Source organism: Alteromonas stellipolaris, assembly GCF_001562115.1.
Taxonomy (GTDB): domain Bacteria; phylum Pseudomonadota; class Gammaproteobacteria; order Enterobacterales; family Alteromonadaceae; genus Alteromonas; species Alteromonas stellipolaris.
In genome coordinates, this window is the sequence record NZ_CP013926.1 from 872048 (window position 1) to 897944 (window position 25897).

The window sequence follows — 25897 nt, forward strand, 5'->3', positions numbered from 1 at the left end:
GGCTTTTTATTGCGCGATTGTCTGCTGAATATGACGGTTATGTAATAAAACTGTCATGGAAAACTCCTATCCTACGCCCAGAATTTTATAGTCGGTAATCCCGATTTCTTTTAACTTTAAAGGTTTGAATGTATGAAGCTTATCAATTCTTTGCTTATTGCAGGCGCGCTTGTAGCGACACCTGTACTAGCACAAGACGATGAAGTACTAAATCCCGTTATCGATGAGGCGGCGAAAATTAATGAATCTGCTGCGAAGTCGCAGGAAAAAATAAACGGCATTACCGATCAGATTGACAGTAAACTTCAGCAATTCAAAACTTTGATGAAAGAAATTGAAGGTTTGGAAGTTTATAACACTCAACTTCGTAAACAAATTAGCAGCCAAGAACAAGAAATGGATGACTTGAACGCCGCTATTGATGAAGTATCGGTTGTTGAGCGTCAAATTACCCCGCTTATGATGCGTATGATTGACGGCATGGAACAGTTTATTGCCCTAGACGTACCTTTTCTTCCTGAAGAACGCAAAAACCGCGTTATGGATTTGAAAGCCATGATGGACCGCGCCGATGTAGCCGCGTCTGAGAAGTTCCGTCGTGTAATGGAAGCGTACCAAGTTGAGATGGACTACGGTCGCACCATGGAAGCCTACAGCGGCTTGCATACTATTAATGGTCAAGAGCGTGACGTAGAGTTTTTACGCTTAGGTCGCACAGCGCTTATTTATCAAACTCGTGATGCTAGTTCACAAGGTGTTTGGAACAAGCAAACTCGCCAGTGGGAAGAGCTAGACAGTAGCTACCGCACACAAATTACTAAAGGTCTGCGCATGGCGAAGAAACAACTTGCCCCAGACTTGCTAATGTTACCAGTGGCTATTACAGACTAAGAGGTTGATGAGAATGTTTAATTCAGTAAAACGTATCGCTTTTGGCCTAGTAGCCCTTAGCTTAAGCGCTGGTGCAGTAGCACAAAACGACCGCGCAATGGACCTAGACGCACTGCTTAAGCAGCTTGAAGAGGGACAATTTGCACAGTCTGAGCAAAATAAACAACGTGAGCGAGATTTTGTTGCTCAACGTGCTGAGCAAGATCAAGTATTGCGCGATACACGCGCTCGTCGTGACCAGATGTTGGCACAGTCAGAGCAGCTTGAAACACGATTTGAAGAAAATGAATTTAAATTGGCCGACCTTAACGGTGCGCTAGATACACGTTTAGGTTCACTAAAAGAATTGTTTGGTGTACTTCAGCAAATTGCTGGCGACACGAAAAACAAATTTTATAACTCAGTAGTATCGGCTCAAATCACAGGTCGTTCAGACTTCCTTGATAAAATGGCACAAGACATGGGCTCTAGCTCAAAGCTTGCTTCTATCGAAGAAATTGAGCGTGTTTGGTTTGAAATGCAACGTGAAATGACTGAGTCAGGAAAAGTAACCAAATTCACTACTGACGTCGTTGAAGCGGGTGGTCAGAAAGTATCGAAAGAAGTGGTACGCGTAGGACCTTTCGCGCTAGTTGCTGACGGTAAATACCTTGAGTACAACGGTGTGACCGGAACGGTTTCAGAACTTATCCGTCAGCCTGCTGACCGTTACAACAGCTCAGCTGCAGAACTTCAAGAATCTGCAAGTGGTGAGTTAGTTCAGTTTGGTATCGACCCAACAGGTGGTTCAATTCTAGGTCTTCTAGTTCAGGCGCCCAATCTTAAAGAGCGTGTTGAACAAGGCGGCGTAGTAGGGTACATCATCCTTATCGTTGGCGCGTTCGGTTTGTTACTTGCCCTAGAGCGTTTGATTACCTTGTCGCTTATTCGCATGAAAGTGAACAAGCAGCTTAAGAGTAAAGAAGTTAAAACCAACAACCCACTTGGCCGTGTACTTAAAGTACGTGACGAGCATCCAAACGCTGATGTTGAAGCACTAGAGCTTCACCTTACTGAGGCGATTTTGGGCGAAGTACCTAAGCTAGGGCGTAACCTTACTATCATAAAGATTATCTCAGTAGTAGCGCCGCTTATGGGTTTACTTGGTACGGTAACCGGTATGATTAATACATTCCAAGCCATTACCTTATTTGGTACAGGCGACCCGAAACTAATGGCTGGTGGTATTTCAACAGCACTCGTTACGACGGTTCTTGGTCTAGTAGTAGCAATCCCTATGACTTTGCTATACGCCATGCTGAATACACGTTCTAAGAACATTGTATATATCCTACAAGAACAGGCATCTGGCGTTATTGCAGAGCGCGCAGAGCGGAGCTAATCATGATCGAGTTTCTGGAAGCAATTCGCGATTTCACAGAAACAGGTGGCCAGGTTCTTCTGGTCATCGGTCTGCTGATATTCGTTATGTGGCTTTTGATCCTCGAGCGTGCCATGTATCTGATGATTTGGCATAAGCAAGCTAAGAAAGAAGCGGTATCTATGTGGACTGCACGTAACGACCGCGCTTCTTGGATTGCACAGCAAGTTCGTCAGAAAACGATTTCACAGTTAACTATGCGTCTTAACGGTAGTATCCCGATTATTCAGTCTTTGGTTGCGCTTTGTCCGCTGCTTGGCTTGATGGGAACGGTAACCGGTATGATTGAAGTGTTCGATGTTATGGCCATTGCAGGTTCGGGTAACGCCCGCTCTATGGCATCAGGCGTATCGAAAGCCACTATCCCCACTATGGCGGGCATGGTTGGTGCACTTTCAGGCGTATTCGCCTCTACGTGGCTTAACCGTATGGTGAAATCTGAACGCACGCATCTTGAGGATGCATTGACTATTCAACGTTAATGCTACGGCATTAAGGTAAGGTAAAAATTATGAAGCAACATTTTCAAAACCTAGTTGATGAAGAAGAAGCAGCCATCGATATGACGCCCATGCTGGACGTTGTATTTATCATGTTGATTTTCTTTATTGTAACCGCATCGTTTGTGAAAGAAGCGGGTATTGATGTTAACCGCCCTGAAGCAGCTACTGCTGTGAAAAAAGACCGCGCTAACATTCTTATTGCTATCTCTGATAAAGGCGAGATTTGGATTAATAAGCGTCGTATCGATGAGCGCGCAGTACAGGCTAACATCGAGCGTCTACACGCTGAAAACCCGCAGGGTACTGTTGTGATTCAAGCAGATAAAGAATCAACGACTGAAACCCTTATTAAGGTTATGGATGCCTCCCGTGCGGCAGGTGTTTTTGATGTTTCGATTGCAGCTCAAGAGCCATAAATCATGCCACGATATATAATCGCATTTGTTATATCCCTTGCGATCACGTTAGGCCTGTTCTTCTTGATGCAATCACTTATCAAGATGGGTGGCAGTGCGTTAACGGAACCGCCAAAGGGTAGTGTACTTGACTTTGTTAGGGTTAAGCAGGACGAACAGGTCGAGAAAAAAGACCGTAAGCCTAAAAAGCCGCCTAAGCCAGATCAGCCACCACCACAAATGGAGCAGCCTCAAATGGACTCACCCACTCCTGATGCGGAAGGGACGTCTATGGATTTCGGTGCAGATGTTGGTGATGATATTTCATTAGACGGCGGGTTAGCCCTTGAGTCTGGTGATGGCGAGTATTTACCTATTGTTAAGGTGGCGCCGGTGTATCCTCGTCGTGCTTTACAACGTGGTATTGAAGGCTTTGTTATTGTTGAATTTACGGTAACTAAGCAAGGCGCAGTGCGAGACCCTATCGTGATAGAAGCCAACCCAGAGGGTATATTTGAACAAGCAGCAATGGATGCAGCAATGAAGTTTAAGTATAAGCCGCGAGTGGTAAATGGCGAAGCCACGGAAGTGTCTGGTATTCAAAACCGTATTACCTTCCAGATAGACGGATAATGACATGAGAATAAAACAAACGAATACATTGCTTAGTGCACTGGCGTTTGCCGTTGTTTTTGCAACTGTGTCTGTTCCTACTATGTTGGTTGCCAATAATGCGGTTGCCCAGGAACAAAAAGCCAGTGATAAGAAAACCCGTCGTGTTCCTACACTTCGCGGGAAGGTGTACGAGCAATTAGCACGTGCACAGTCAGCCGCAGATGATGCAGGCGATGTAGAAGAAGCTATTGCTATTCTTAAAGAGGTAGAAGAAAAAGCTGACTCTATGAATAGTTACGAAAAAGCCATGATGTATAACTTTTTCGGCTTCATTTACTACAACGACGAAAATTACGATAAAGCCCTAGAATCGTTTGAAAACGTGGTAAACCAGCAACCTATTCCTGAGAAGTTCGAGATGTCGACACTTTTCAGCTTAGCGCAGTTGCATTTGATGCAAGGTAACTACGATAAAACGATAGAATTTATCGAACGCTGGGAAGTATTAAACAACGGTGTGATTCCACCTAAAAATAAGGTGTTAAAAGCACAGGCGTATTACCAGAACAAGCGTTACGATGATGCAGCTGATTGGATAACACAAGCCATTGAAGAACATGAAGCAGAAGGCATGTTGCCCGATGAAGCATGGCTTATTCTTCAACGCGCGGTGTTCTATGAACTTAAGCAGCCTGCTAAAGTAAAAGATGTTTTGATCAAGCTAGTAAAGCTTTATAGCGAACCAAAGTATTGGATACAGTTAGCCGGCATGTACGGCGAACTTGGTGAAGAGCGTAAGCAGCTTGCCATTATGGAAACCGCTTACCAACAGGGTTTTGTAGAATCTCCAGCGGATATCTTTAACATGGCTCAGCTTTATTACTATCACCGTGCTCCTTACAAAGGTGCATTGTTGATGGAACAAGCTATGAAAGAGGGTGTGCTGGAAGAAAACCTTCGTAATCTTAAGTTTTTAGGTCAAAGCTGGACTCTCGCCAAAGAGCAGGACAAGGCGATTCCGGTAATGATGCAAGCAGCAGAATTATCAGAAGACGGTGAGTTAGATGCTCAGCTAGCGCAAATTTTGCTTAATGAACAACGTTGGGATGAGGCGATTACCTCAGCAGATCGCGCGATTGAAAAAGGCGAGATGCGTAACCCTGGTTTGGTATATTTGATTAAAGGCATGGCCCTTTACAATCAAAAGCAGTATGCACTAGCACTTAACCAACTTGCTGAAGCTGAAAAGCATCAGAAAAGCCGTGCTATGGCGCAGCAGTGGAAACAGTTTGTGCAATCTGAAAAGACACAAGCCGAAATCATTGAAGCTGAGCTTGGTAACAGTTAAACGCAACAGCTAGCACGCTTATACGCTTATAGGTGTCAAAAGAAACGCCGCAGGCATCTAAACGAGCCGGCGGCGTTTTTGTTTGTGTTGTTGTAGTTAATAGCTCACTAGGCTGAAGTCTTACTCTTAAAGCCGTTGGCTAAATGACAACGATATAAAATCTAACCCTGGATTGGGCTTTTTAAAACCTGCATTCGAATAGTGAAAGTAGCGCAGAGACACGCGGTATTCTTGGTATTGCCCAAACGTGGTTGAAAATCCAATTCTATCTTCAAACTGATAGTGGGTAGACACGTCTTTACCTGCAAATTGAGTATCATCTAGTAACGACACGCCAATGCCCAACTCTAAATCGATAGGCTTGTTAAACATTGTGGTTAGCGGAAACCGTAAAATAGGTGAAAGGGCGAGTACAATATTTGAGTCGTACTGATTATCGTCACCATATTCCCAAAAGTTAGCGCTGGTTTCCATGGTTAAGGTCATAGGCCAACTTACGTTTAAAGGCTGATCGATATTGTATTGATAGGCTAATTTGATGCCATTTACCGCGCCCTCTCCACGTATGAAGTCGATAGCGTAGCCATGAGCGCTTTGTGTTGGTGCTGGCCATAAGCTAGGCGATTGGCTTTCGCTACTGTTAGCAGAAAATGGGGTAAGTAATAGAGTGAGTAGTGCAGCAAGGGTGAAAATGTGTGTGTTAGTCATAGTATGTTCCTCCAACGCCCTATATGAGGGAGGAATACCGGTAACCCAATTCTAAAAAAAGACGTGTTTTATTCGATTAAATATGACAATTTTATTCTGATAATTTAGAGAAAAATGAACTAACAGATCATCGTTTAAATCTGTGGTTTCACCGTAGTATTTTGCATAGATAAACTGCATTCGCTGATTAGCGTCATTCAAACAAGCCCTAGGGAGTTAGGGCTTCAAGCATAAGGACTCAGGGAAGAAACGCTTCTATCGATGGGAGTTCATTTCTAGCTTCAAGTTCATTCCAATACGCTTTTGTTTTCAATACTTCTTCTTTGATAGACAAAAAAGCAGACACTAATTGTGGGTCGAAGTGCTTGCCCGATTCACTCTCAATGTAGGCAAATGCTTCTTCATCCGGCCATGCCTTTTTATAAGGGCGTTTCATAGTCAGGGCATCGAACACATCTGCAATTGCCACAATGCGAGCGCTCAACGGAATTCGATCACCTTTCAATGCATAAGGGTAGCCACTACCATCCCATTTTTCATGGTGATAGCGCGCAATTTCTGCGGCTAAGCTAAATAAGGGGGAATTACTGCGAGTTAATATTTCATACCCAATAGCCGCATGAGTACGCATCACTTCCATTTCATCGAAGGTAAGTCGTCTAGGGGCTTTTAAAATACTATCGGGGATACCTATTTTCCCGGTATCGTGCATAGGCGCGGCTTGTGCCAGTAATGAGGCATCTTCAGGTGACCAACCAGAGGCTAACGCTAAGCACTGACAATATGCAGCCATGCGCCAAATGTGATGGCCGGTGTCAGTATCGTTGTAATGTCCCGCAGCGGCCAACATGCTAATAGCACTTTGCTGGCTACGAAGCAGTTCTTGCGTTCTGATTTTAACTTCTTGTTCAGTTACTCTTACTTGATGTGCTAACGAGATGTGAGTTTTTACTCTAGCAAGCACTAATGCGGGTGAGATAGGCTTAGTAATATAATCTACTGCACCTAATTCGAACCCTTTTTCTTCATCTTGACCTTGACCCAAAGCCGTAACAAAGATGATAGGCACTTTAGCCAGCCTGGGGGCAAGTTCTGGTGAAGTTTTAATTTGTCTGCATACCTCATGCCCATCAATACCCGGCATCATAATATCGAGTAAAATAAGGTCTGGGGTGAACTGCTCTACGACTTTCAATGCGATATGCCCAGTGGGCGCTACTTTTACTTGATAATAGGGCGATAAAATACCCTGCAATAAATCGATATTTGCTGGCTCATCGTCGACGACTAAAATGCTAAAGTCCGTCTTTTTCGATTTTTGGTTATCAGCCATTTAGCAGTGTATCCCTTAGGCGTAAAAGTTCTTCAAGTGCTCGGCCGTAATCGTAAACACTAACAAGTTGCCTTGCATGGTTTAAGGCATGTACCGATGCCGATGTTGATGCTGCATGTTTGTGGTATAGCGCTGATAGTAGAGATACCGCCTCAGCATCGTAAGATTCAAGGCTAGTGATCACCGCTGATAAATCTGAGATAGATAGTGTCTCTTCTACTTCTTTTTCATCATACTCTTTTGGCAATGAAAGCGTATGAGCAATAAGTCGAAGAGTGGCGTCTAAAGCGAAAGAGATGTTGGATATCTTATGCGCATAATTAGCTTTGTTTTCAAGGCTGCTTGGTAGCTCTTCTAACGCGGCCACCAAAGTATCAGCCCCTATTTTTCTCGCATCGTCCAATAGCGAATTAATGGCATCATGCTTTGAGTCGTTTTCAACCATGATATTAATAAGCTGCGCGAGTAATTCTGCATTTCCATAATTTAAGTAAAACTCAGCGAGGGAAGTGAGGTAGGGATCGTCACTGTCATGCATGTTACTTAAATTTGCAGAAGTGTGAATGTTGATATCGATGACATGTAATATCTCAGCCGCGCTTGCGGGTTTTAGTAAGTGCGCGCACATACCTACGCTAGACCCTTTTTGTATGTTTTCGCTACTACTATCTGCACTAAGTGCAATAATAGGGCAGTGCCAGCCGTTTAAATTATTGAGTTCTTCAGCAACAGTGAATCCACTTTTATTGGGAAGAATACAATCGAGCAGTACCACATCGAAGTTGTTACTCTTACCTAATACTAGGGCTTGCTCGCCAGTGGTTGCTGTGGTGACTTTCAACCCTGCATCAAGTAAAATTTGTTGCGCTATTTCAAGGCTAATACTGTCATCATCGACCAATAGGGCGTGCTTTCCTGCTAAGCGTCGCTTACGCCAGAGTTTACTTTCCAGTCCATCAGCGTGCGTCGCTAATGTGGAACCAGAGGTTGGGAATAATGCCCGTAAGATGTGAACATCGGTAAAAGGTAGCTCTATTATATTAAGCGTGTTGAGTTTGATAGATTGTAATCGTCGCTTGGCTTCTTCGGTGTCGACGGGAGTGACAATACACATCAGGTTCAAATTTTCATATTCACCAAGTTTTATGTGGTTGACGAATTTTTGCCATGCTGCTGGCTTAGCGGGAAGCAAAACAATTACATCATGAGGGGTGACTGGGAACGCATCTGCATCTGCATTTACTTTAATAAAGCTGCAAGGTATGGAAAGGCGCGACAGGGTGTGAGCTAAAATATCGTTCGCTTCATCCATATCTTGACTGGTATTCACACACAGCAGTGGGTGATTCAATTCCCGCAGGGGCACGGATTGACTCGCATTTATTGAGATTGTCTCATTAGCCTTTTCATAAACCATTCCAGGCAGGGTAAAACAAAAGCTAGTCCCTTTGCCAAGCTCACTGGTGAATTCAAGTTCACCATGCATTAGCTCAACTAAACGCTTACTAATGGCCAACCCTAACCCTGTACCGCCATATTCTCTTGAAATTGACGCATCTGCCTGCACGAAGGCTTTGAACAGTTTTTCTTTGTTGTCTTCATCAATCCCAATACCTGTATCGCTCACACAAAAAGAAAGCGCCTCTCCTTCTTGGCTAACGATTAATTTAACGAAGCCGTGACGCGTGAACTTAATTGCATTTCCCAATAAGTTAACCAGCACCTGATAAATCTTGTCACTGTCACCTTTACAGGTAACATCCGTGTCTAAACGCATATCGAAAAGTAACTGTAGGTGCTTTTGACGCGCTTTATGTTGAAACACTTGCGCGAGCTTGTTCATCATATCGGCAAGATTAAAATCAGCGTGGTGCAATTCAATTTGTTGGGCTTCAACTTTTGAAAAATCTAAAATGCCGTTTATTAGCGTGAGCAGCGAGGTGGCGCTACCTCTCACCTTGGACATGTAGTTCTGTTGCTGCGCTTGATTATCACTTTCAAGCGCTAAATGAGTTAAGCCAATAATGGCATTCATAGGCGTGCGAATTTCATGGCTCATTGTGGCCAAGAAATCCCCCTTGGCCTTGTTGGCTTTAGCGGCTTCTTGGTAGGCATGCTGTAGCTGCCGCTCTAACCTTTTACGGCCACTTATATCTCTGAACACACCCACATGCCCATTGGGCTTGCCATGAATGTCTTGAAGGGGAACTGCAACAATTGATATAGGAAATATACGTCCTCGCTTATCGGTAAAGAAGTCTTCATCGGAGCTATAGGTTTTTCCTTCACAAATAGCATTGTTGACTGCACAATCCTCTCGAGATAAGAGTGTGCCATCTTCTTTTTGATAATGAACCGCATTATGAAATCTATGACTTTGTAAATCCTCTAATTCCCACCCTAATAAACGTGATGCTTCAGGATTAAGAAATTGAGTTTTGCCATTGGCGTCTACAGCATATACGCCTTCACCAATGCTATTAGTAATGCTTTGATAAAACTGCCTACCTGTCTCTAACCTTTTTTCTAACCTTTTTTGATTGGAAATATCGGTACAAAGTACGACTAAGTTTTCAACACGGTCTTGATCATTTACATTGGGTACGATGGTACAAAATACAAACCAAGGGGTGCCGGACTTAGTGATACTTTGAAGCTCGCCGTGCCAAATTTCACCTTCAAATAAGGATTTCAGAATAGCGAGGCGTGTGGGTAAGGGGACATTTTTAACATTGAGCATATCCGCATTATTCCCGATAAGCTCGTCCCGAGTAAATTCAGATAACTGGCAGCACTTATCATTAGCACTTAAGATAGTGCCGTTTAAGTCGAGCGTGACCACTATGCTGTGCTGATCCATTGCTCGTCTCTGGATCAGCATGTCGTTTTCGTTGTGTTGTTGCTCAGTAATTAAGTCTAAGACCAAGGTGGACAGCGAGGTTAAGCTAGCAATGTCGTTATCAATTTCAGGTCGCGCTTGCGCCGTTAATAATGTATTGACCGATTGAACAAGGTTATCTGTAATGGCTGCTAATTCTTGAGGCGAGGTTTGCCCTTGTTCTAAAGGCTGTCTATCCATACTATTTTGACATGCGTACCCGCCGCTTGTCGTCTCATCTTCGGCTTCAAGACCATGTTGGCGGTATGTATTGTCAATAGAGGCAAGCAATGCACTAAGGCCAGTGGTAAGGCGGGATGCATCATGATTGTCTAACAAAGTAGTTTTATTGAGTATATCGTCTAACCAAAGTTCGCCTTCTTCGTTGTTTTTACAAGAAAATGCAGCTTTGATTTGCTTGATTAAAAGGGAGTTCACAGCGTTGGGGTAAACTTACGTTGGGCTTAATAGATTATTTATAGAACGGAAATGATATTGCAGCAAACAAATCAGGTTATTCTTTGGTAGCAATAACCTGATTTTATTCACATTAACGGCAAGTAGGGCTAAGTTAATTTAGGCTGAACGCAGCTCTCTACGGAGTATTTTCCCTACGGTAGATTTAGGCAGCTCTTCTAAAACGGTAAGTTCCTTAGGTACTTTGTAATTGGTTAAGCTTTCTTTGCAAAACGCAATGATGTCATCGTTAGTAACTGGCTTGCTGACGGTAATGAACGCGCATACTCGCTCACCAGATTTTTCATCTAGTTTACCGACTACAGCGGCTTCCATAATATCTGGATGGGCAGTGAGTACATCTTCTACTTCATTAGGGTACACATTGAAACCAGAAACAATAATCATGTCTTTCAAGCGATCGACAATTTTAAGTGCGCCAGATGCTACCCAAACGCCGATATCACCGGTTTTAAAGTAGCCATCTTTTGTCATGACTTTTCCGGTTTCGTCGTCTCTGTTCCAATAGCCCAGCATAACCTGCGGTCCGCGAACCGCAATTTGTCCTGACTCTCCTTCGCCTACCGGGTTATCGGAGCTGTCTAGCAACGCAACTTCAGTATCTTGCAGTGGTTTACCAACGGTACCAATTTCTTCTTCGCCAGGTAAGTTAAAAGAAACCACTGGCGCGGTTTCTGACAACCCGTAACCTTCAGTAATAGTATTGCCTGTTACTTGTTTCCATATAGATACTGCGCCTTGAGTGAGGGCTGTACCACCAGACATGGTTAAATGCAGTTTTGAAAAGTCGAGCTTGGCAAATTCTGGGTGACGACCCAAACCAACGAACAAAGTATTGATGCCCGCAAACGCGGTAATTTTATGCGGCTTTAATGTTTGAATGAAACCGTCGATATCACGAGGATTCGGAATAAGCACGATATGGCTGCCCTTCGCGAATAGTGCCATCATACAAACAGTAAAGGCATAAATGTGATACAAAGGAAGTGGACAAACTACCACTTCTTCACCTTCCTTGAAGAACCCGCCTAGGTGGTCAAGCATTTGAACGCTGTTGCTCATAACGTTTTTATGGCTAAGGGATGCGCCTTTAGATACCCCTGTAGTTCCTCCCGTGTATTGCAACATGGCAAGGGCTTCAAACTCTGTTTTAGGTCTTACCACGGCGGGCAAATCTGCACCGGCGTTAATCGCATCAGTTAACGATACAGTACCTGTTAAAGTAGGCGCCGTAGCAGCATCTAATAATTCAGTCGCCGATGTAGCAACAACGGTTTTAATTTGAGTGTCGCTTTTAATGGCATCAAATTTTGGCAGTAAATCACTTAAGATAACTAACGCTGTTGCGCCGCTATCAGTAAATTGGTGCTTCATTTCCCGCTCGGTATAAAGCGGGTTAGTGTTAACCACTACCAAGCCTGCGCGCAAAGCAGCATAAACGGCAATAGGGTTTTGAATAAGGTTAGGCAGCTGGATAGCAATTCTGTCGCCGGCTTCTAGCTTGGCTTCATGAGTGAAGTAGCGCGCTAAGGCAGCAGATTTTTCGTCTATTTCTTTGAAGGTAAGGGTTTGACCCAATGCGGTATACGCAGGCTTATCAGCATGCTTAGTAAGAACGGCTTCAATATTGTCGGCCAGGCAAGTAACGTTTTCTGGGTACGTTAACATAATGCTTTATCCTGAATGAGAGGTTTCAATGAAAGATGACTATGTCGCTACAGTAACAAATGTTCATTTTTATTTACATACCTATTACATTATAGCTAAACATTCACCTCAGTGATGGTTGCTGACAGTTTGAATAAATTTGAATGGGGCTGGGGATCGCTGGTTTGAGCAAGGTTTAAGCGTGGATCCTGTGTGACATTAGCGTTGGGAGTGGCGGCTATTACCTATTTGAAAGTGCACCCGACTCACTCGTTGCCCGCAATAAGCCATAAATGAAACCACCTAATAGTCCTGCGAAACATTGAAGTAAAAAGCCATCGTACCCGCGCGCTCCCGCAATAAGCGTGACGTTAAGAATAGGCTGCATGGCAAGTAACGCAACGGCAATGCTGCTTGCACCCGCTACACTCGTTAACGTGATAAAGCGAGGTTTTTTAATGTCGTGCTTTATCGCGTATTTGCGAATGATAGTGACAACCCCGAACGCAAGTAACAGTGCAACAGCGATGATAATGCCGTAGGTGGGTAGCAAGCCTACGGCATCCTTCCAAGCAGTAGATAACCACTCAGTGGATGATATTTCTACCCCAATACTGGACAGTGCATTCAGTACTTGAAACGTGTGTAAACTGCTAGCCACTAGAAAGGTTGCTAACCACGCAGGAAGAAAACTTTTGATAAAAGACCACATAACCGCTGTTTCCGCTATTTTAAGGTGTTATAACAATCAAACTACTATTGCATGCTAAGGTAGCGTAATAAATAGGGTAAGGGAATGCTGTTTAGCAATAGTGAGTCGGCAAGACTAGGTAATAAAATGGCTATTAATAAAATGCGAGTTTACAAAATAAGCGGATTTAAAAAACATCGGACACAATCGATTTCACGACATGTAGCCATTTTGTTGCTCATGTTTTTGAATGTACAGTCAGCGTTTGGTGTTTCAGCAAATATATCAGGTAAAAGTGCTCTTAAGGCGCAAACGTCTGATACAGCAATAACGACGGCAATTGCCAAAGATTTACATTATCCGAAAGCACTTTTGCAATTGCCCGATAGCAGCTGGCTAGTGGCAGAACGAGACGGCACGATTGTCACCGTACCTTCTACTGTGGTTAGTTCTGACAAACCATCTTCGCCCCAACAAGCCGGCTCAGCACAAGCATCAGCTCGAAAAACCTTGGTTCAACAAAAATTACCCCTTCCACAGCTTTATCAAAAAGGGCAGGGCGGTCTGCTACACATGGCGCTTTCTCCTGATTTTAGCACCTCGAAAGTCATTCTTTTTTCGTACTCGAAGGGCACCGACGACGCGAATCGTTTGGCAATCATGCGCGGTGTTTTGGCTGATGATGGGCAAATTGAAGCACTCACACCAGTAATAGAAATTAACGACAGCAAGGCTACGCCTGTGCATTTTGGTGGCAAGCTGGTGGTCATGGATGATGGCACTTGGTTGGTGACTACAGGAGACGGTTTCGATTACCGCGAGCAGGCCCAAGTATTAAGTTCACAGTTAGGGAAAGTGCTTCGTTTTACTTTAGAAGGAGAGCCTGCCTCAAATGTGCCTTTTAATAATGCACCGTTTGTTTATACCTTGGGGCACAGGAACCCACAAGGGTTAGTGAAAATGCAAAATGGTGACGTCTACTTGCATGAACACGGCCCAGATGGCGGCGATGAACTAAACCAGCTGACGCCTGGAGCGAACTATGGTTGGCCGGTGGTTACGCTAGGAAGGGACTATTCTGGGGCAACCATTTCCCCCTTTAATCATTACGAAGGCATGGTGAATCCGCTGGTGGATTGGACGCCATCTATAGCGCCATCGTCTATGGCGATATACAACCACAATACTTTTCCGGCACTCTCTAATCACTTGCTTGTTTCGGCCTTAAAAGCGAAGGCGCTTTATGCGGTTGACTTATCAAGCCAGCCTTTTCAATATCGAAAGGTGTTTTCTTCGGTAAATCAAAGGGTTCGTGATGTTGCGGTAGGAAACGATGGCGGTGTTTATGTGCTGACTGATGGGGAAAGAGCCGAGCTGATACAGTTACTCCCCCCTAACCCTTTTATCGCTGAAACAAACTTAGATTAGTTACAGAGAATTCAATAACTAGAAAATATTGTAAAATTACTACATTATTGTTTATTATTTCATCTGGTTCGACCATAAATACGAGAAATACCTAAGATAAGTCGTACTTTGTATAGCTCGCTTTTCATATTGCCCAAAGAAGCAGTATAAAAGTAGTTTAACGCTAGATCGTTTTCCTAACTCAATGATAATTATTGATTATTTTTTGTTTTAGTCAATTGGCTTTTAACTGACAAGTAAGAAAATTGTAAATACGCCGAAGTTAATAAAAAGTGTAAATAGGGCTTTGCGCCATTCTGCCGTTTTCTAATGATTACCTGACGCTTAAAAATCAGTTAAAATAACCACTATAATTTCATGCGTATAGCTAAGACCGACGTATAATTAAACCCTGCGTATAAAAATACCTACGTATAACCAAGACCGAGAGAATTATATGAGTTTGTATTCAGATTACATGGCCGAAATCGAGACCCGTAAAGCGGAACTTGGTTTACACCCTAAGCCTATCGACAGTGCCGATTTACTGTCAGAAATTATTGCTCAAATTAAAGATACGAATAACGAGCACCGTGAAGACTCTCTTAACTTCTTCATCTACAACACACTGCCAGGTACAACAAGTGCTGCAGGTGTTAAAGCTGCATTCCTTAAAGAAATCGTACTAGGTGAGTCAGTTGTTGCTGAAATTACACCTGAGTTTGCGTTAGAGCTGCTTTCACACATGAAAGGTGGCCCGTCTGTTGAAGTACTTCTGGATTTGGCACTTTCAGACAACGAAGCCGTCGCTAAGGCTGCTGCTGAAGTAGTTAAAACACAGGTTTACTTATACGAAGCTGATACAGAACGTTTAGAAGCGTCGTATAACGCAGGTAATGTGATAGCAAAAGAGATCCTAGAGAGCTACGCAAAAGCAGAGTTCTTTACTAAACTGCCTGACGTTCCAGAAAAAATTGATGTAGTGACTTATATTGCTGCAGAAGGTGATATCTCTACTGATTTGCTTTCTCCTGGTAACCAAGCTCACTCTCGTGCAGATCGCGAGCTACACGGTCAGTGCATGATCACCCCTGAAGCACAGCAAGAAATTGTTGAGCTAGGTAAAAAGCACCCTAACGCTAAAGTAATGCTTATTGCTGAAAAAGGCACCATGGGCGTAGGTTCTTCGCGTATGTCTGGTGTGAATAACGTTGCACTTTGGGCCGGTGAGGCAGCAAGCCCTTACATTCCATTTGTGAACAAAGCGCCAGTGGTGGCAGGTACTAACGGTATCGCGCCTATCTTCTTAACCACAGTAGACGTTACCGGCGGTATTGGTTTAGACCTTAAAAACTGGGTTAAAAAGACGGATGCTAACGGTGAAGTGGTTCGTGATGAGAACGGCGACCCAGTATTAGAGCAAGCATACTCTGTTGCGACTGGTACCGTACTAACGATCGATACTAAAGCGAAGAAACTGTTCAACGGCTCAGAAGAACTTGCTGATATATCAAGCGCTTTCACTCCGCAAAAAATGGAGTTTATGAAAGCTGGTGGTTCTTACGCGGTAACGTTTGGTAAGCAATTACAAACTTTTGCTGCGAAAGTGTTAGGCACAGACGTACCAGAAGTTTACGCACGTTCGAAAGAAGTGTCTGTAGAGAACCAAGGCCTAACGGCTGTTGAAAAAATCTTTAACCGCAATGCGGTAGGCGTTAAGTCTGAGACCCCGCTTCACGCTGGCTCAGACGTTCGCGTTAAAGTAAATATTGTAGGCTCACAAGATACAACCGGTCCGATGACATGCCAAGAGCTAGAATCAATGGCAGCATCAACGATTTCTCCGCTTGTAGACGGTGCATACCAGTCTGGCTGTCACACAGCATCGGTATGGGATAAGAAAGCCCAAGCTAATATTCCTAAGCTTATGTCTTTCATGAATAACTTTGGTGTAATCACGGCACGTGACCCTAAAGGGGTTTACCATGCAATGACTGATGTTATTCACAAAGTATTGAACGATATTACCGTTGACGATCGCGCTATTATTATTGGTGGTGACTCACATACTCGTATGTCTAAAGGTGTCGCATTCGGTGCTGACTCGGGTACGGTAGCGGTAGCACTTGCGACAGGTGAAGCGGCGATGCCAATTCCTGAGTCGGTAAAAGTGACGTTTAAAGGCGAAATGAAGAGCCACATGGATTTCCGTGATGTTGTTCATGCTACTCAAGCTCAAATGCTGAAGCAATTTGGCGGCGAGAACGTGTTCCAAGGTCGTGTTATTGAGGTGCAAATCGGTACGCTGCTTGCTGATCAAGCGTTCACGTTTACAGACTGGACTGCTGAAATGAAAGCGAAAGCGTCAATCTGTATTTCAAACGATGAAACTATGATTGCGTCACTAGAGCTTGCTAAAACACGTATCAAGATCATGATCGACAAGGGCATGGATAATGATGCGAATATGCTTCAAGGTCTTATCGACCTTGCAGACAAGCGTATTGCTGAAATCAAGTCTGGCGAAGAGCCAGCACTGGCACCAGACGACAATGCAAACTACTACGCAGAAGTGGTTGTTGATTTAGACCAAATCGATGAGCCAATGATTGCCGACCCAGACGTAAACAACGACGACGTTTCTAAGCGTTATACTCATGACGTTATTCGTCCAGTTTCTTTCTACGACGGCAAAACAGTTGATTTAGCCTTTGTTGGTTCTTGTATGGTTCACAAAGGTGACATGCAGATTATCGCTCAAATGCTTCGTAATTTAGAAAAGCAAAATGGCAGTGTGTCGTTTAACGTACCACTTGTTGTTGCCCCACCAACATACAACATTGTTGATGAGCTAAAAGCGGAAGGCGATTGGGATATCCTTACTAAGTACGCTGGTTTCGAGTTTAACGACGACAAGCCGAAAGAAGCAGCACGTACTAAGTACGACAACATCATGTACCTAGAGCGTCCAGGATGTAACCTTTGTATGGGTAACCAAGAAAAAGCAGAACCTGGTGATACGGTAATTGCTACTTCTACGCGCTTATTCCAAGGTCGTGTTGTTGCAGACTCTAACGAGAAGAAAGGTGAATCTCTGCTAGGCTCAACGCCATTGGTAGTGCTATCTGCCGTGTTAGGTCGTTTCCCAACGATGGAAGAGTACAAAGCGGCGGTTAAGGGTATTAACCTTACTGACTTCGCTCCACCGGCTGAAGACATGGCCGTTGCGCCTAAATTTTCGCCAAGCGTTGCTGTTAAAACAGTAGGCTAAGTTCAAATTTAACCCTCGGTTAAATGATATTTAGTGTGAAAGCCCCAACTTCGGTTGGGGCTTTTTTATATCTCCTATTCCTACATAAATTTCTCTGTCTTCATATAAACCCGTCTTAAGCCCAGTTTACTCCAGGGGGTATCAGCGTAAGCTTTTTTGTTTTTTAACAAGAATGTCGAAATGAATATCAAACGTTTTACCTTAGTATTAATACTCGCTACAAGCTTGCCTCCAGTGTCATTCGCCGCCACCGTCGCTCACCCAGTGTCTAACGTTACTAAACTAACGCTTAACGCTGCTAAACCAATATCTGGCGTTGCTAACGTAATCTCTAATCCAATACAACGAGTGCCCGGGCAGACTAGTACGCCCATCCAATTGGCAGCGACCTACAAGGCAAGTGATAACATCAATATTGCTGAGTATTTCGTAAGCGAAAAGTTAGATGGCGTACGGGCCCGCTGGACGGGAACACAGCTTCTTACCCGAAACGACAACGTCATTCACGCACCTGCGTGGTTCACCCAAAACTGGCCAAACGTAGCGCTCGATGGAGAGCTATGGACTCAGCGTAGCAGCTTTGAAGCCATCGCTTCTATTGTACTTAGCCATACGCCTGATGAACGCTGGAGAGCGGTGAAGATGATGGTGTTTGATATGCCCATCAGTGATGTACCTTTTGCCTCGCGCTTATCTACAATGGAATCATTAGTGAGGGGAGCAGATAGCAACAGTTTGGCTACAATCCCACAATTTACGCTGAGTTCTCAGAAGCTTCTTGAAGCGAAAATCGATGAGGTCACCGCAAAGGGCGGTGAAGGTTTAATGCTACATCACAAAGCGGCCTTTTATCAGAGCGGGCGCAGTAATCAGTTATTAAAAGCGAAACGGTATAGCGATGCAGAAGCCAAAGTGATTGGCTATGTAAGAGGAAAGGGGAAGTTCGTTGGCATGATGGGCTCTCTTATTGTAGAAACGCCCGAGGGTATACAATTTAAAATTGGAACAGGGTTCAGTATGAAACAGCGTCAATATCCGCCACCAATGCACAGTTGGATCACCTTCAAATATTATGGCGTAACAAAAAAAGGCATTCCCCGCTTTGCGAGCTTTAGGCATATTCGTCCAGTTAAAGACCTACCAAATTTATAAGATGTTATGCCCACCTGTGGTATTCAATAATAGCTTGGTTTTAACGTTGGTAACCTCCATGCTGCTAATGACAGAGAATGATGGCTGGTAATGATGACAGAGAGCGATCACCGGAACAATAAGATGAATATTTAATTAGTTTTAAGGTTTTATTTCTCTGTTTTTAATAGCTTTAACCGTTCAATATTAAGTGCGCTGAATGGCGACTATAACTGAATAAAAAGCCGCAAAAATTTAATTTATGAAGGTAAATCGTTATACTCATGATGTATTTTTAATCAGACCTTGCGTCAAGACCGTACAAGACCGTTTATTCCCATTGCGCAAGCGACATCAAGAGGAAGACATCGTGTTACAAGACTATCGCAAACATGTAGAAGAACGTGCTGTTGAAGGGATCCCTCCAAAGCCACTGAATGCTGAGCAGGTAGCAGGCTTAGTTGAATTAATTAAAAATCCACCAGAAGGCGAAGAAGACACCCTTTTAGAATTGCTTTCAGAGCGCGTCCCTCCCGGGGTTGATGAAGCTGCTTACGTAAAAGCAGGATTTTTAAGTGCTATCGTAAAAGGCGAAGACAGCTGCTCGTTAATCTCAAAAGAAAAGGCCGTTGAACTATTAGGCAACATGCATGGTGGATACAACATCGTGACATTGGTTGAGCTTCTCGACGATGAAAACCTAGCGCCACTAGCCGCAAAAGAGCTTAAGCACACGCTGCTTATGTTTGACGCCTTCCATGATGTGGAAGAAAAACACAAAGCCGGAAACAAGTTTGCCACAGACATTATTAGATCGTGGGCCGAAGGCGAGTGGTTTACTTCACGTAAATTAATGGACGATAAAATTACATACTCCGTTTTTAAAGTGACCGGCGAAACCAATACCGATGACTTATCACCGGCACCCGATGCATGGTCGCGGCCTGATATTCCCCTTCACGCCTTAGCCGCTTATAAAATGACCCGTGATGGCCTAGAGCCAGAAGAGCATGGTGTGAAAGGCCCAATGCAACAAATTGAAGATGTGAAAAATCAAGGTTATCCCGTTGCCTTTGTAGGTGATGTGGTAGGTACGGGGTCGTCACGTAAATCCGCAACTAACTCAGTATTATGGTTTTTCGGGGAAGACTTACCTGGCGTCCCCAACAAGCGCGGCGGTGGTGTATGTATTGGTAGCAAAGTGGCGCCAATCTTCTTTAATACCATGGAAGATGCAGGGGCCTTGGTGTTTGAAGCCGATGTAGAAAAAATGAATATGGGCGATGTTATCGACATCTACCCGTTTGAAGGCAAAATCACCAATCACGAAACCGGCGAAGTATTAGCTGAATATGACTATAAATCTAAAGTGATTTTAGATGAAGTGCGCGCAGGTGGTCGTATCAACCTGATTATTGGCCGCGCGCTCACTGAAAAAGCACGAGAAACATTAGGTTTAGGCGCAACAGATTTGTTTCGTACCCCAGAGCAACCTGCCGATACCGGAAAGGGCTATACCCTTGCCCAGAAGATGGTAGGTAAAGCGTGCGGTGTTGAAGGTATTCGCCCTGGCACTTATTGCGAACCTAAGATGACCACCGTAGGCTCGCAAGATACCACAGGCCCTATGACGCGAGACGAGCTAAAAGATTTAGCCTGTCTTGGTTTCACTGCCGACTTAACCATGCAGTCGTTCTGTCATACCGCGGCATATCCTAAACCTGTTGATATTGAAACCCAACATACTCTGCCTGACTTTATGATGAACAGAGGCGGTGTTTCACTTCGCCCTGGCGATGGCATTATTCACAGCTGGTTAAACCGCATGCTATTGCCTGATACAGTCGGTACAGGTGGTGATTCACACACCCGTTTTCCCCTGGGTATTTCATTCCCAGCAGGGTCTGGATTAGTCGCTTTTGCTGCCGCAACCGGTGTGATGCCCCTTGATATGCCGGAATCTATTCTGGTGCGGTTTAAAGGCGAAATGCAGCCAGGTATTACCCTACGTGATTTAGTGCACGCCATTCCCTTATACGGTATTAAGCAAGGCTTACTCACCGTAGAGAAAAAAGGCAAAATTAATGCGTTCTCTGGTCGCGTACTAGAAATTGAAGGACTTGAGCACCTAACGGTAGAGCAAGCATTTGAATTATCTGACGCATCAGCTGAGCGTTCTGCGGCAGGTTGTAGTATTAATCTGTCTGAAGAGTCTATTGCTGAATACTTAAACTCAAACATCACTATGCTTCGTTGGATGATTAACGAAGGCTACGGTGACCCACGTACCCTTGAGCGCCGTGCCCAGAAAATGGAAGAGTGGTTGGCTAACCCTGAACTTATGCGCGCCGATGCGGATGCTGAGTACAAAGAAATTATCGAGATAGACCTTAACGATATTAAAGAGCCTATTGTGTGTTGCCCGAACGACCCTGACGACGCGAAAACTTTATCAGACGTAGCCGGTGAAAACGTAGACGAAGTCTTCATTGGTTCGTGTATGACAAATATTGGCCATTTCCGTGCTGCAGGTAAACTCCTTGAGCAGTTTAATAAAACCTTACCTACCCGTTTGTGGATGTCGCCACCGACAAAAATGGATAAGGCTCAGTTAATGGAAGAAGGCTACTACAACATCTATGGTCGAGTGGGCGTGCGCACAGAGATGCCTGGGTGTTCACTGTGTATGGGTAACCAAGCACGTGTAGATGCAGGCACTACAGTACTGTCTACTTCAACTCGTAACTTCCCTAACCGTTTAGGTGATGGGGCGAATGTGTACCTAACATCGGCTGAATTAGCGGCGGTAGGTGCTATCGTTGGTCGTATTCCTACGGCAGAAGAATACATGGAATATGCGAGTAAAATTAACTCCATGTCGTCTGAAGTATTCCGCTACTTAAACTTTGATAAAATGCCAAGTTTCAAGAAGGCAGAAGAAGAGGCGAAGGCCAATATCATTCCAACGTTGAATGTTGCCTGATTTAGTGTATAAACTACAAAGCCGGGCACCGTAAGTGTCCGGCTTTTTTTATGGGTTAAAGGAATGTCTAATGGCTAAAACTACTTTTATCGCAATCGCGCTTTTTGTGCTTCTAGGATATGGCACTTTGAATGCCAGCGCACAAATGGAACCTAGCGTAGAGTTTGATCAAATCACCTTAACGATTGACGGCAAACTTTACCAAATGGAATACGCGCATTCTTTTGAACAACGTGCCCAAGGGTTAATGTTCAGAGAATCACTGTGTGATGATTGTGGAATGTTCTTTAAGTTTGCATCGTCAAGATACGCCAGTATGTGGATGAAGAATACGAATGTTGCTTTAGATGTCGCCTATATCGACAGAAATGGCGTAATTACAGATATAAAACCTCTAGAGCCTCACGACCTAACGTCTGTGCAGGCAACTAAAGAGGTACTCTACGCGCTAGAAATGAACCAAGGGTGGTTCGCTTCACACAATATAAGTGTGGGTGACCAGATAGAAATTAATCGTTAAACCGGTGCGAATGATCTATTCGCCGGTCAGTATCGAGTAACATGCTCGGTAAAAGAAATTCGGAGTAAAATCGTGGCAAATGCTTTAACCATCGCCAAGTTCGGCGGAACCAGTGTTGCGAACTATGAAGTGATGCAAAACTGTGCGCGAATTGTTGCCTCAAACAGTGCGACTCGTATTGTGGTAGTCAGTGCATCAGCAGGGGTGACAAACCACCTTGTGAATTTGGCGCACAGCCCACTCACCCAAGAGCAAATAGAATCTACTTGCCAGTCTATTGTTGATATTGAACTTGCCATTCTCAACAAGCTTGCTGATAAAAGCTCGGTTGAAAGCAAACTAAACGATTTGCTAGATGAAGTGAAATCGCTAGCATTTCACGAAGAGATTCTGCATAGAAACGATTTGAAAGACCAGTTGCTTTCTATGGGGGAGCGCATGTCATCATTGATGTTCAGTGCAGTGCTGGCTGAACAAGAAGTGGCTACCATGAACTTTGATGTACGCAAAGTTTTGCGCACCGACAGTGAGTTTGGTGAAGCTGTGCCACAGGTTGACACTATTGAAGCCTTGGCGAAGCAGTTGCTGGCCTCTGAAATTGAAAATGCCATTGTGGTAACGCAAGGGTTTGTAGGAGCTGATGATGAAGGTCGCACTACGACATTAGGTCGCGGTGGTTCTGATTTTACAGCTGCGCTTATTGCTGAAGCTTTAGACGCGGATGCCTGTGAAATATGGACCGATGTCATTGGGGTTTATACCACCGATCCTCGTATTACTGCAGCTGCTCGTCCGTTACCAGAACTTAGCTTTGAAGAAGCGGCTGAAATGGCGACCTTTGGTGCTAAGGTGCTTCATCCCGCCACCATGGAGCCAGCTCTTCGTAAAAATATCAAAGTTTTTGTAGGCTCAAGTAAAGAGCCAGAAAAAGGCGGTACTTGGATTGTTCGAGACTGCGTGGAAGAGCCTCCATATCGTGCCATCACTCGCCGTAAAGACCAAGTTATGGTGACAGTGAAAACACCTAAGATGATGTACGCACAGGGCTTCCTACAGCAGGTTTTTGCCATTATCGCGAAGCATAAGCTAAGTGTGGATTTGGTGACTACATCAGAAATCTCAGTGTCGTTTACCTTAGATAACCCTGCCAATTCTGTGGCACAGCGTTTAAACAAAGAAACCATTGCAGAGCTTGAGACTATTTGTGATGTGAAAGTAGAGAACGGTTACGATTTAGTCACTGTGGTCGGTAACCACATGCAAACGGCAATTGGTGTGTCTAGCAAGATTTTTGCTGCGGTGTCTGACTTTAACTTGCGCATGATTTGTTTCGGTGCGAATCCGCACAATCTGTCATTCCTAGTGAATGAAACTGACAGCGATAAAATAGTGAAGGACTTACATAAAGCGCTCTTCGAATAGCGTGATATGTGTTTTTCACAGACAAAAAAGGGAAGGTGTTAACCTTCCCTTTTTCATTTAAAGCAGACTATTTAAGTCAATCCAATTTAACCAAATTAAACCAAACCAAATACTCAGTGTGGTGTTATACCTTAAACTGACGGATAGATTGCTGTAGTTCTTCAGCAAGTCTTGCCACTTCGTGGCTAGAGTCAGAAGTTTGCTGAGCACCTGATGTGGTTTCTTCAGCAATATTAACGATAGTTTCAAGCTTCTCGCTAATTTCTTGTGACACAGTATTTTGTTCACGTGCCGATTGCTCAATTTGAGAACTTACGTCGTGAGCTTTGTGTACAGCTTCAGAGATAATATCAAGGGCTTGAGTCGCTTTTTCCGTTTGCTCTACACAGGCAACGGTTTGCTCTTTACCTTGATTCATTACCGATACCGCGCGTTCAGCACCCGCTTGAAGTACCTCAATCATAGCGTTGATTTCTTGCGTAGACTGTTGCGTACGGCTGGCAAGAGTACGGACCTCATCAGCAACTACCGCAAAGCCTCTACCTTGCTCACCCGCACGGGCAGCCTCAATGGCCGCATTCAAGGCAAGTAGGTTAGTTTGGTCGGCCACGCCGCGGATAACATCAAGAATGCCACCGATGCTGGCGCTGTCTTGATGAAGTTTGTTAATAACATCTGCAGCGTCTTGTACGTCTTTAGCTAGAATTTCGATAATACGTTTATTCTCAAGCGAGAGTTGACGTACATTTTCAGCCTCTGCATCTGCATGGCGAATTTGGCTCAGCGTATCTTCAGCGTTTTGCACTACCAATTGCGAGGTAGAGTGCATTTCTGTAGTAGCTGTTGCCACCTGGCCAATTTGCGACTTCTGATCTTGAATCGAATGGGTGGTTTGCGCAGTAACGGCTGAGGTTTGTTCTGATGCCGCGGCAAGTTGCTCGGCACGGGTGTTAATTCCTGAAATCAGCTCTTTAAGGTTGCCAATCAAGTTATTACAGTTTTTAGCTAATAGGCCAAATTCATCTTCAGCAGAATCGTCAAGGCGATGGGTTAAGTCTCCAGACGATGCTACGGTAAGCAACTCGTTCACGCGGTACAGCGGGCGAGTAATGGCACGTACTGTTATGTAACCAATAATGATGGCTATCGCGATAGAGAGAATAACCACCGCACTGATAATAATGTTACCTGTGGTGATAGCACCATTTACTTGGTTTTCAACGTCTTTTGCTTTTGCGTCGGCAAGAGAGAGAAGCTGCTCAAGTTCCACAATACCATTCGCAATGTTTTTATCTGAAGCAGTAAGCGCGGTTTCAGAGTCATTTCTGCGCTCTAGTCTTTCTACATGCAACGCCATGACGCCATCACTGGCGGTAATCGCATTTAGGGCATCGTTTACCAATTCATTAATATCGCTAAGAGTACCAGATTGGTCGCGCTGCCCAGCGGCTTGGCCCATATCACTAAGTAAAGTAGCAACCTTATCTACCACTAAGTCAACTTCGTTACCTAGAGTTTGAGAGCGTACGATAGTTTCGGTTTTTACGTATTCATAAGAAACGGTAAGTAAAGAAAGTAATGAGGTTTCTAGTTGGCTACCAATATCTGCTGCGCGTCTAAGATTTGGGTCACTTTGCACTGCGTCAAGGTCTGAAAAGTCTAGTAGGTAAGTAGATGCATCGTCAGCATTGTCTTCAGCATCACCTAAACGGTCGTCAATGGTATTTCGAATATCCATGAACTTTTGGTGGTTCAGGTAAACCGCTTCAACATTTTTAATGTAGTTATCATAGGAAGCTCGAACACTGTTCAACTTACTTTGCAGTTCAGGTTCATTGGCAACTGCAGTGGCAAGCTTCTTATATTCAGTCTCGAACATATCTCGGCTTTGATTGAATGCAGTGCGCTTTTCCTGAAGGCCCGATAAATCTTCTTCAATATAGGCTTCGAATGTCAATCTACCCATGTTTAGAAAGTTCGCTTTTAAGGCGTTACTCCCCGCTACTGTAGGAAGCGCTACGTCATTTACCTCTTCGGTTGCTGAACCGATGGAATTGAGGTTAAACAACGAAACAACGCTAATGACAATCAGTAGACAAGTAATTGCTACAAAACCGCCGATTACGCGAGTGGCTACTGTAATCTTCATTGAAACTCCTAGACTATTTTTTATTCTTTTGCGTGACGATACTACCCCGCACTACGTCCAAAATACACCTCAATGACCTAGAATAAGGTATTAAAATGTATAACATGA

General features: G+C 44.1%; 18 protein-coding genes. 12 read left to right on the forward strand and 6 right to left on the reverse strand.

Annotated elements, in window-relative coordinates; translation table 11 throughout:
• Window positions 1–132: 132 nt before the first annotated feature.
• Genes AVL57_RS03575 through AVL57_RS03600 form a run of 6 tightly spaced genes read left to right on the forward strand, consistent with a single transcriptional unit; the run spans window position 133 to window position 5172 of the window.
• Window positions 133–891 (forward strand): DUF3450 domain-containing protein, encoded by a 759-nt coding sequence (locus AVL57_RS03575; protein WP_057793840.1) that lies wholly within the window; start codon window positions 133–135, stop codon window positions 889–891.
• A gap of 13 nt (window positions 892–904) precedes the next feature.
• The gene (locus AVL57_RS03580; RefSeq protein WP_057793838.1) at window positions 905–2272 is read left to right on the forward strand and encodes a MotA/TolQ/ExbB proton channel family protein; all 1368 of its coding nucleotides are present in this window, start codon (window positions 905–907) and stop codon (window positions 2270–2272) included.
• A 2-nt stretch (window positions 2273–2274) separates the two neighbouring features.
• Entirely contained in the window at window positions 2275–2793 is a 519-nt protein-coding gene (locus AVL57_RS03585; protein ID WP_013785413.1) for a MotA/TolQ/ExbB proton channel family protein, read from the forward strand.
• 29 nt (window positions 2794–2822) lie between these two features.
• Complete coding sequence (locus AVL57_RS03590) at window positions 2823–3230, forward strand: ExbD/TolR family protein (RefSeq protein WP_013785412.1); 408 nt, start codon at window positions 2823–2825, stop codon at window positions 3228–3230.
• Between the two features lie 3 nt (window positions 3231–3233).
• Window positions 3234–3842: an energy transducer TonB gene (locus AVL57_RS03595; RefSeq protein WP_013785411.1), complete on the forward strand. Its 609-nt coding sequence runs from the start codon at window positions 3234–3236 to the stop codon at window positions 3840–3842.
• 4 nt (window positions 3843–3846) lie between these two features.
• Window positions 3847–5172, forward strand: a complete 1326-nt coding sequence (locus AVL57_RS03600) for a tetratricopeptide repeat protein (RefSeq protein ID WP_057793836.1) — start codon at window positions 3847–3849, stop codon at window positions 5170–5172.
• A 126-nt stretch (window positions 5173–5298) separates the two neighbouring features.
• Here the strand turns inward: AVL57_RS03600 and AVL57_RS03605 are convergent, their stop codons facing one another.
• From AVL57_RS03605 to AVL57_RS03625, 5 genes are all read right to left on the reverse strand, one after another.
• The gene (locus AVL57_RS03605) at window positions 5299–5880 is read right to left on the reverse strand and encodes an acyloxyacyl hydrolase (protein WP_057793834.1); all 582 of its coding nucleotides are present in this window, start codon (window positions 5878–5880) and stop codon (window positions 5299–5301) included.
• A gap of 238 nt (window positions 5881–6118) precedes the next feature.
• Window positions 6119–7213, reverse strand: coding sequence for a response regulator (locus AVL57_RS03610; RefSeq protein ID WP_057793832.1), 1095 nt, complete (start codon window positions 7211–7213; stop codon window positions 6119–6121).
• A complete protein-coding gene (locus AVL57_RS03615; protein ID WP_063456553.1) occupies window positions 7206–10529 on the reverse strand; it encodes a hybrid sensor histidine kinase/response regulator in 3324 nt (1107 codons plus the stop codon). Before AVL57_RS03615 ends, AVL57_RS03610 begins: the two co-directional genes overlap by 8 nt.
• 138 nt (window positions 10530–10667) lie before the next feature.
• Entirely contained in the window at window positions 10668–12236 is a 1569-nt protein-coding gene (locus AVL57_RS03620; RefSeq protein ID WP_057793830.1) for an AMP-binding protein, read from the reverse strand.
• Between the two features lie 220 nt (window positions 12237–12456).
• On the reverse strand, window positions 12457–12927 hold the full coding sequence (locus tag AVL57_RS03625) for a hypothetical protein (protein ID WP_057793827.1): 471 nt from the start codon (window positions 12925–12927) through the stop codon (window positions 12457–12459).
• Window positions 12928–13011: 84 nt separating this feature from the next.
• Here AVL57_RS03625 and AVL57_RS03630 point away from each other — a divergent pair, with 84 nt between their 5' ends.
• The 6 genes from AVL57_RS03630 (at window position 13012) to lysC (ending at window position 23640) form a co-directional block, all read left to right on the forward strand.
• Window positions 13012–14334 carry a PQQ-dependent sugar dehydrogenase gene (locus AVL57_RS03630; RefSeq protein WP_057793825.1) on the forward strand — a complete coding sequence of 441 codons (1323 nt, stop codon included), beginning with the start codon at window positions 13012–13014 and terminating at the stop codon, window positions 14332–14334.
• Between the two features lie 436 nt (window positions 14335–14770).
• The gene (locus AVL57_RS03635) at window positions 14771–17584 is read left to right on the forward strand and encodes a bifunctional aconitate hydratase 2/2-methylisocitrate dehydratase (RefSeq protein WP_057793823.1); all 2814 of its coding nucleotides are present in this window, start codon (window positions 14771–14773) and stop codon (window positions 17582–17584) included.
• A 180-nt stretch (window positions 17585–17764) separates the two neighbouring features.
• Complete coding sequence (locus AVL57_RS03640) at window positions 17765–18736, forward strand: DNA ligase (protein WP_057793821.1); 972 nt, start codon at window positions 17765–17767, stop codon at window positions 18734–18736.
• A 349-nt stretch (window positions 18737–19085) separates the two neighbouring features.
• On the forward strand, window positions 19086–21698 hold the full coding sequence (acnB, locus tag AVL57_RS03645) for a bifunctional aconitate hydratase 2/2-methylisocitrate dehydratase (protein ID WP_057793819.1): 2613 nt from the start codon (window positions 19086–19088) through the stop codon (window positions 21696–21698).
• Window positions 21699–21768: 70 nt separating this feature from the next.
• The gene (locus AVL57_RS03650) at window positions 21769–22218 is read left to right on the forward strand and encodes a DUF192 domain-containing protein (RefSeq protein WP_057793817.1); all 450 of its coding nucleotides are present in this window, start codon (window positions 21769–21771) and stop codon (window positions 22216–22218) included.
• Between the two features lie 72 nt (window positions 22219–22290).
• Window positions 22291–23640: a lysine-sensitive aspartokinase 3 gene (lysC, locus tag AVL57_RS03655; protein WP_057793815.1), complete on the forward strand. Its 1350-nt coding sequence runs from the start codon at window positions 22291–22293 to the stop codon at window positions 23638–23640.
• Between the two features lie 124 nt (window positions 23641–23764).
• Here the strand turns inward: lysC and AVL57_RS03660 are convergent, their stop codons facing one another.
• Window positions 23765–25789: a HAMP domain-containing methyl-accepting chemotaxis protein gene (locus tag AVL57_RS03660; RefSeq protein ID WP_057793813.1), complete on the reverse strand. Its 2025-nt coding sequence runs from the start codon at window positions 25787–25789 to the stop codon at window positions 23765–23767.
• Window positions 25790–25897 lie beyond the last annotated feature (108 nt).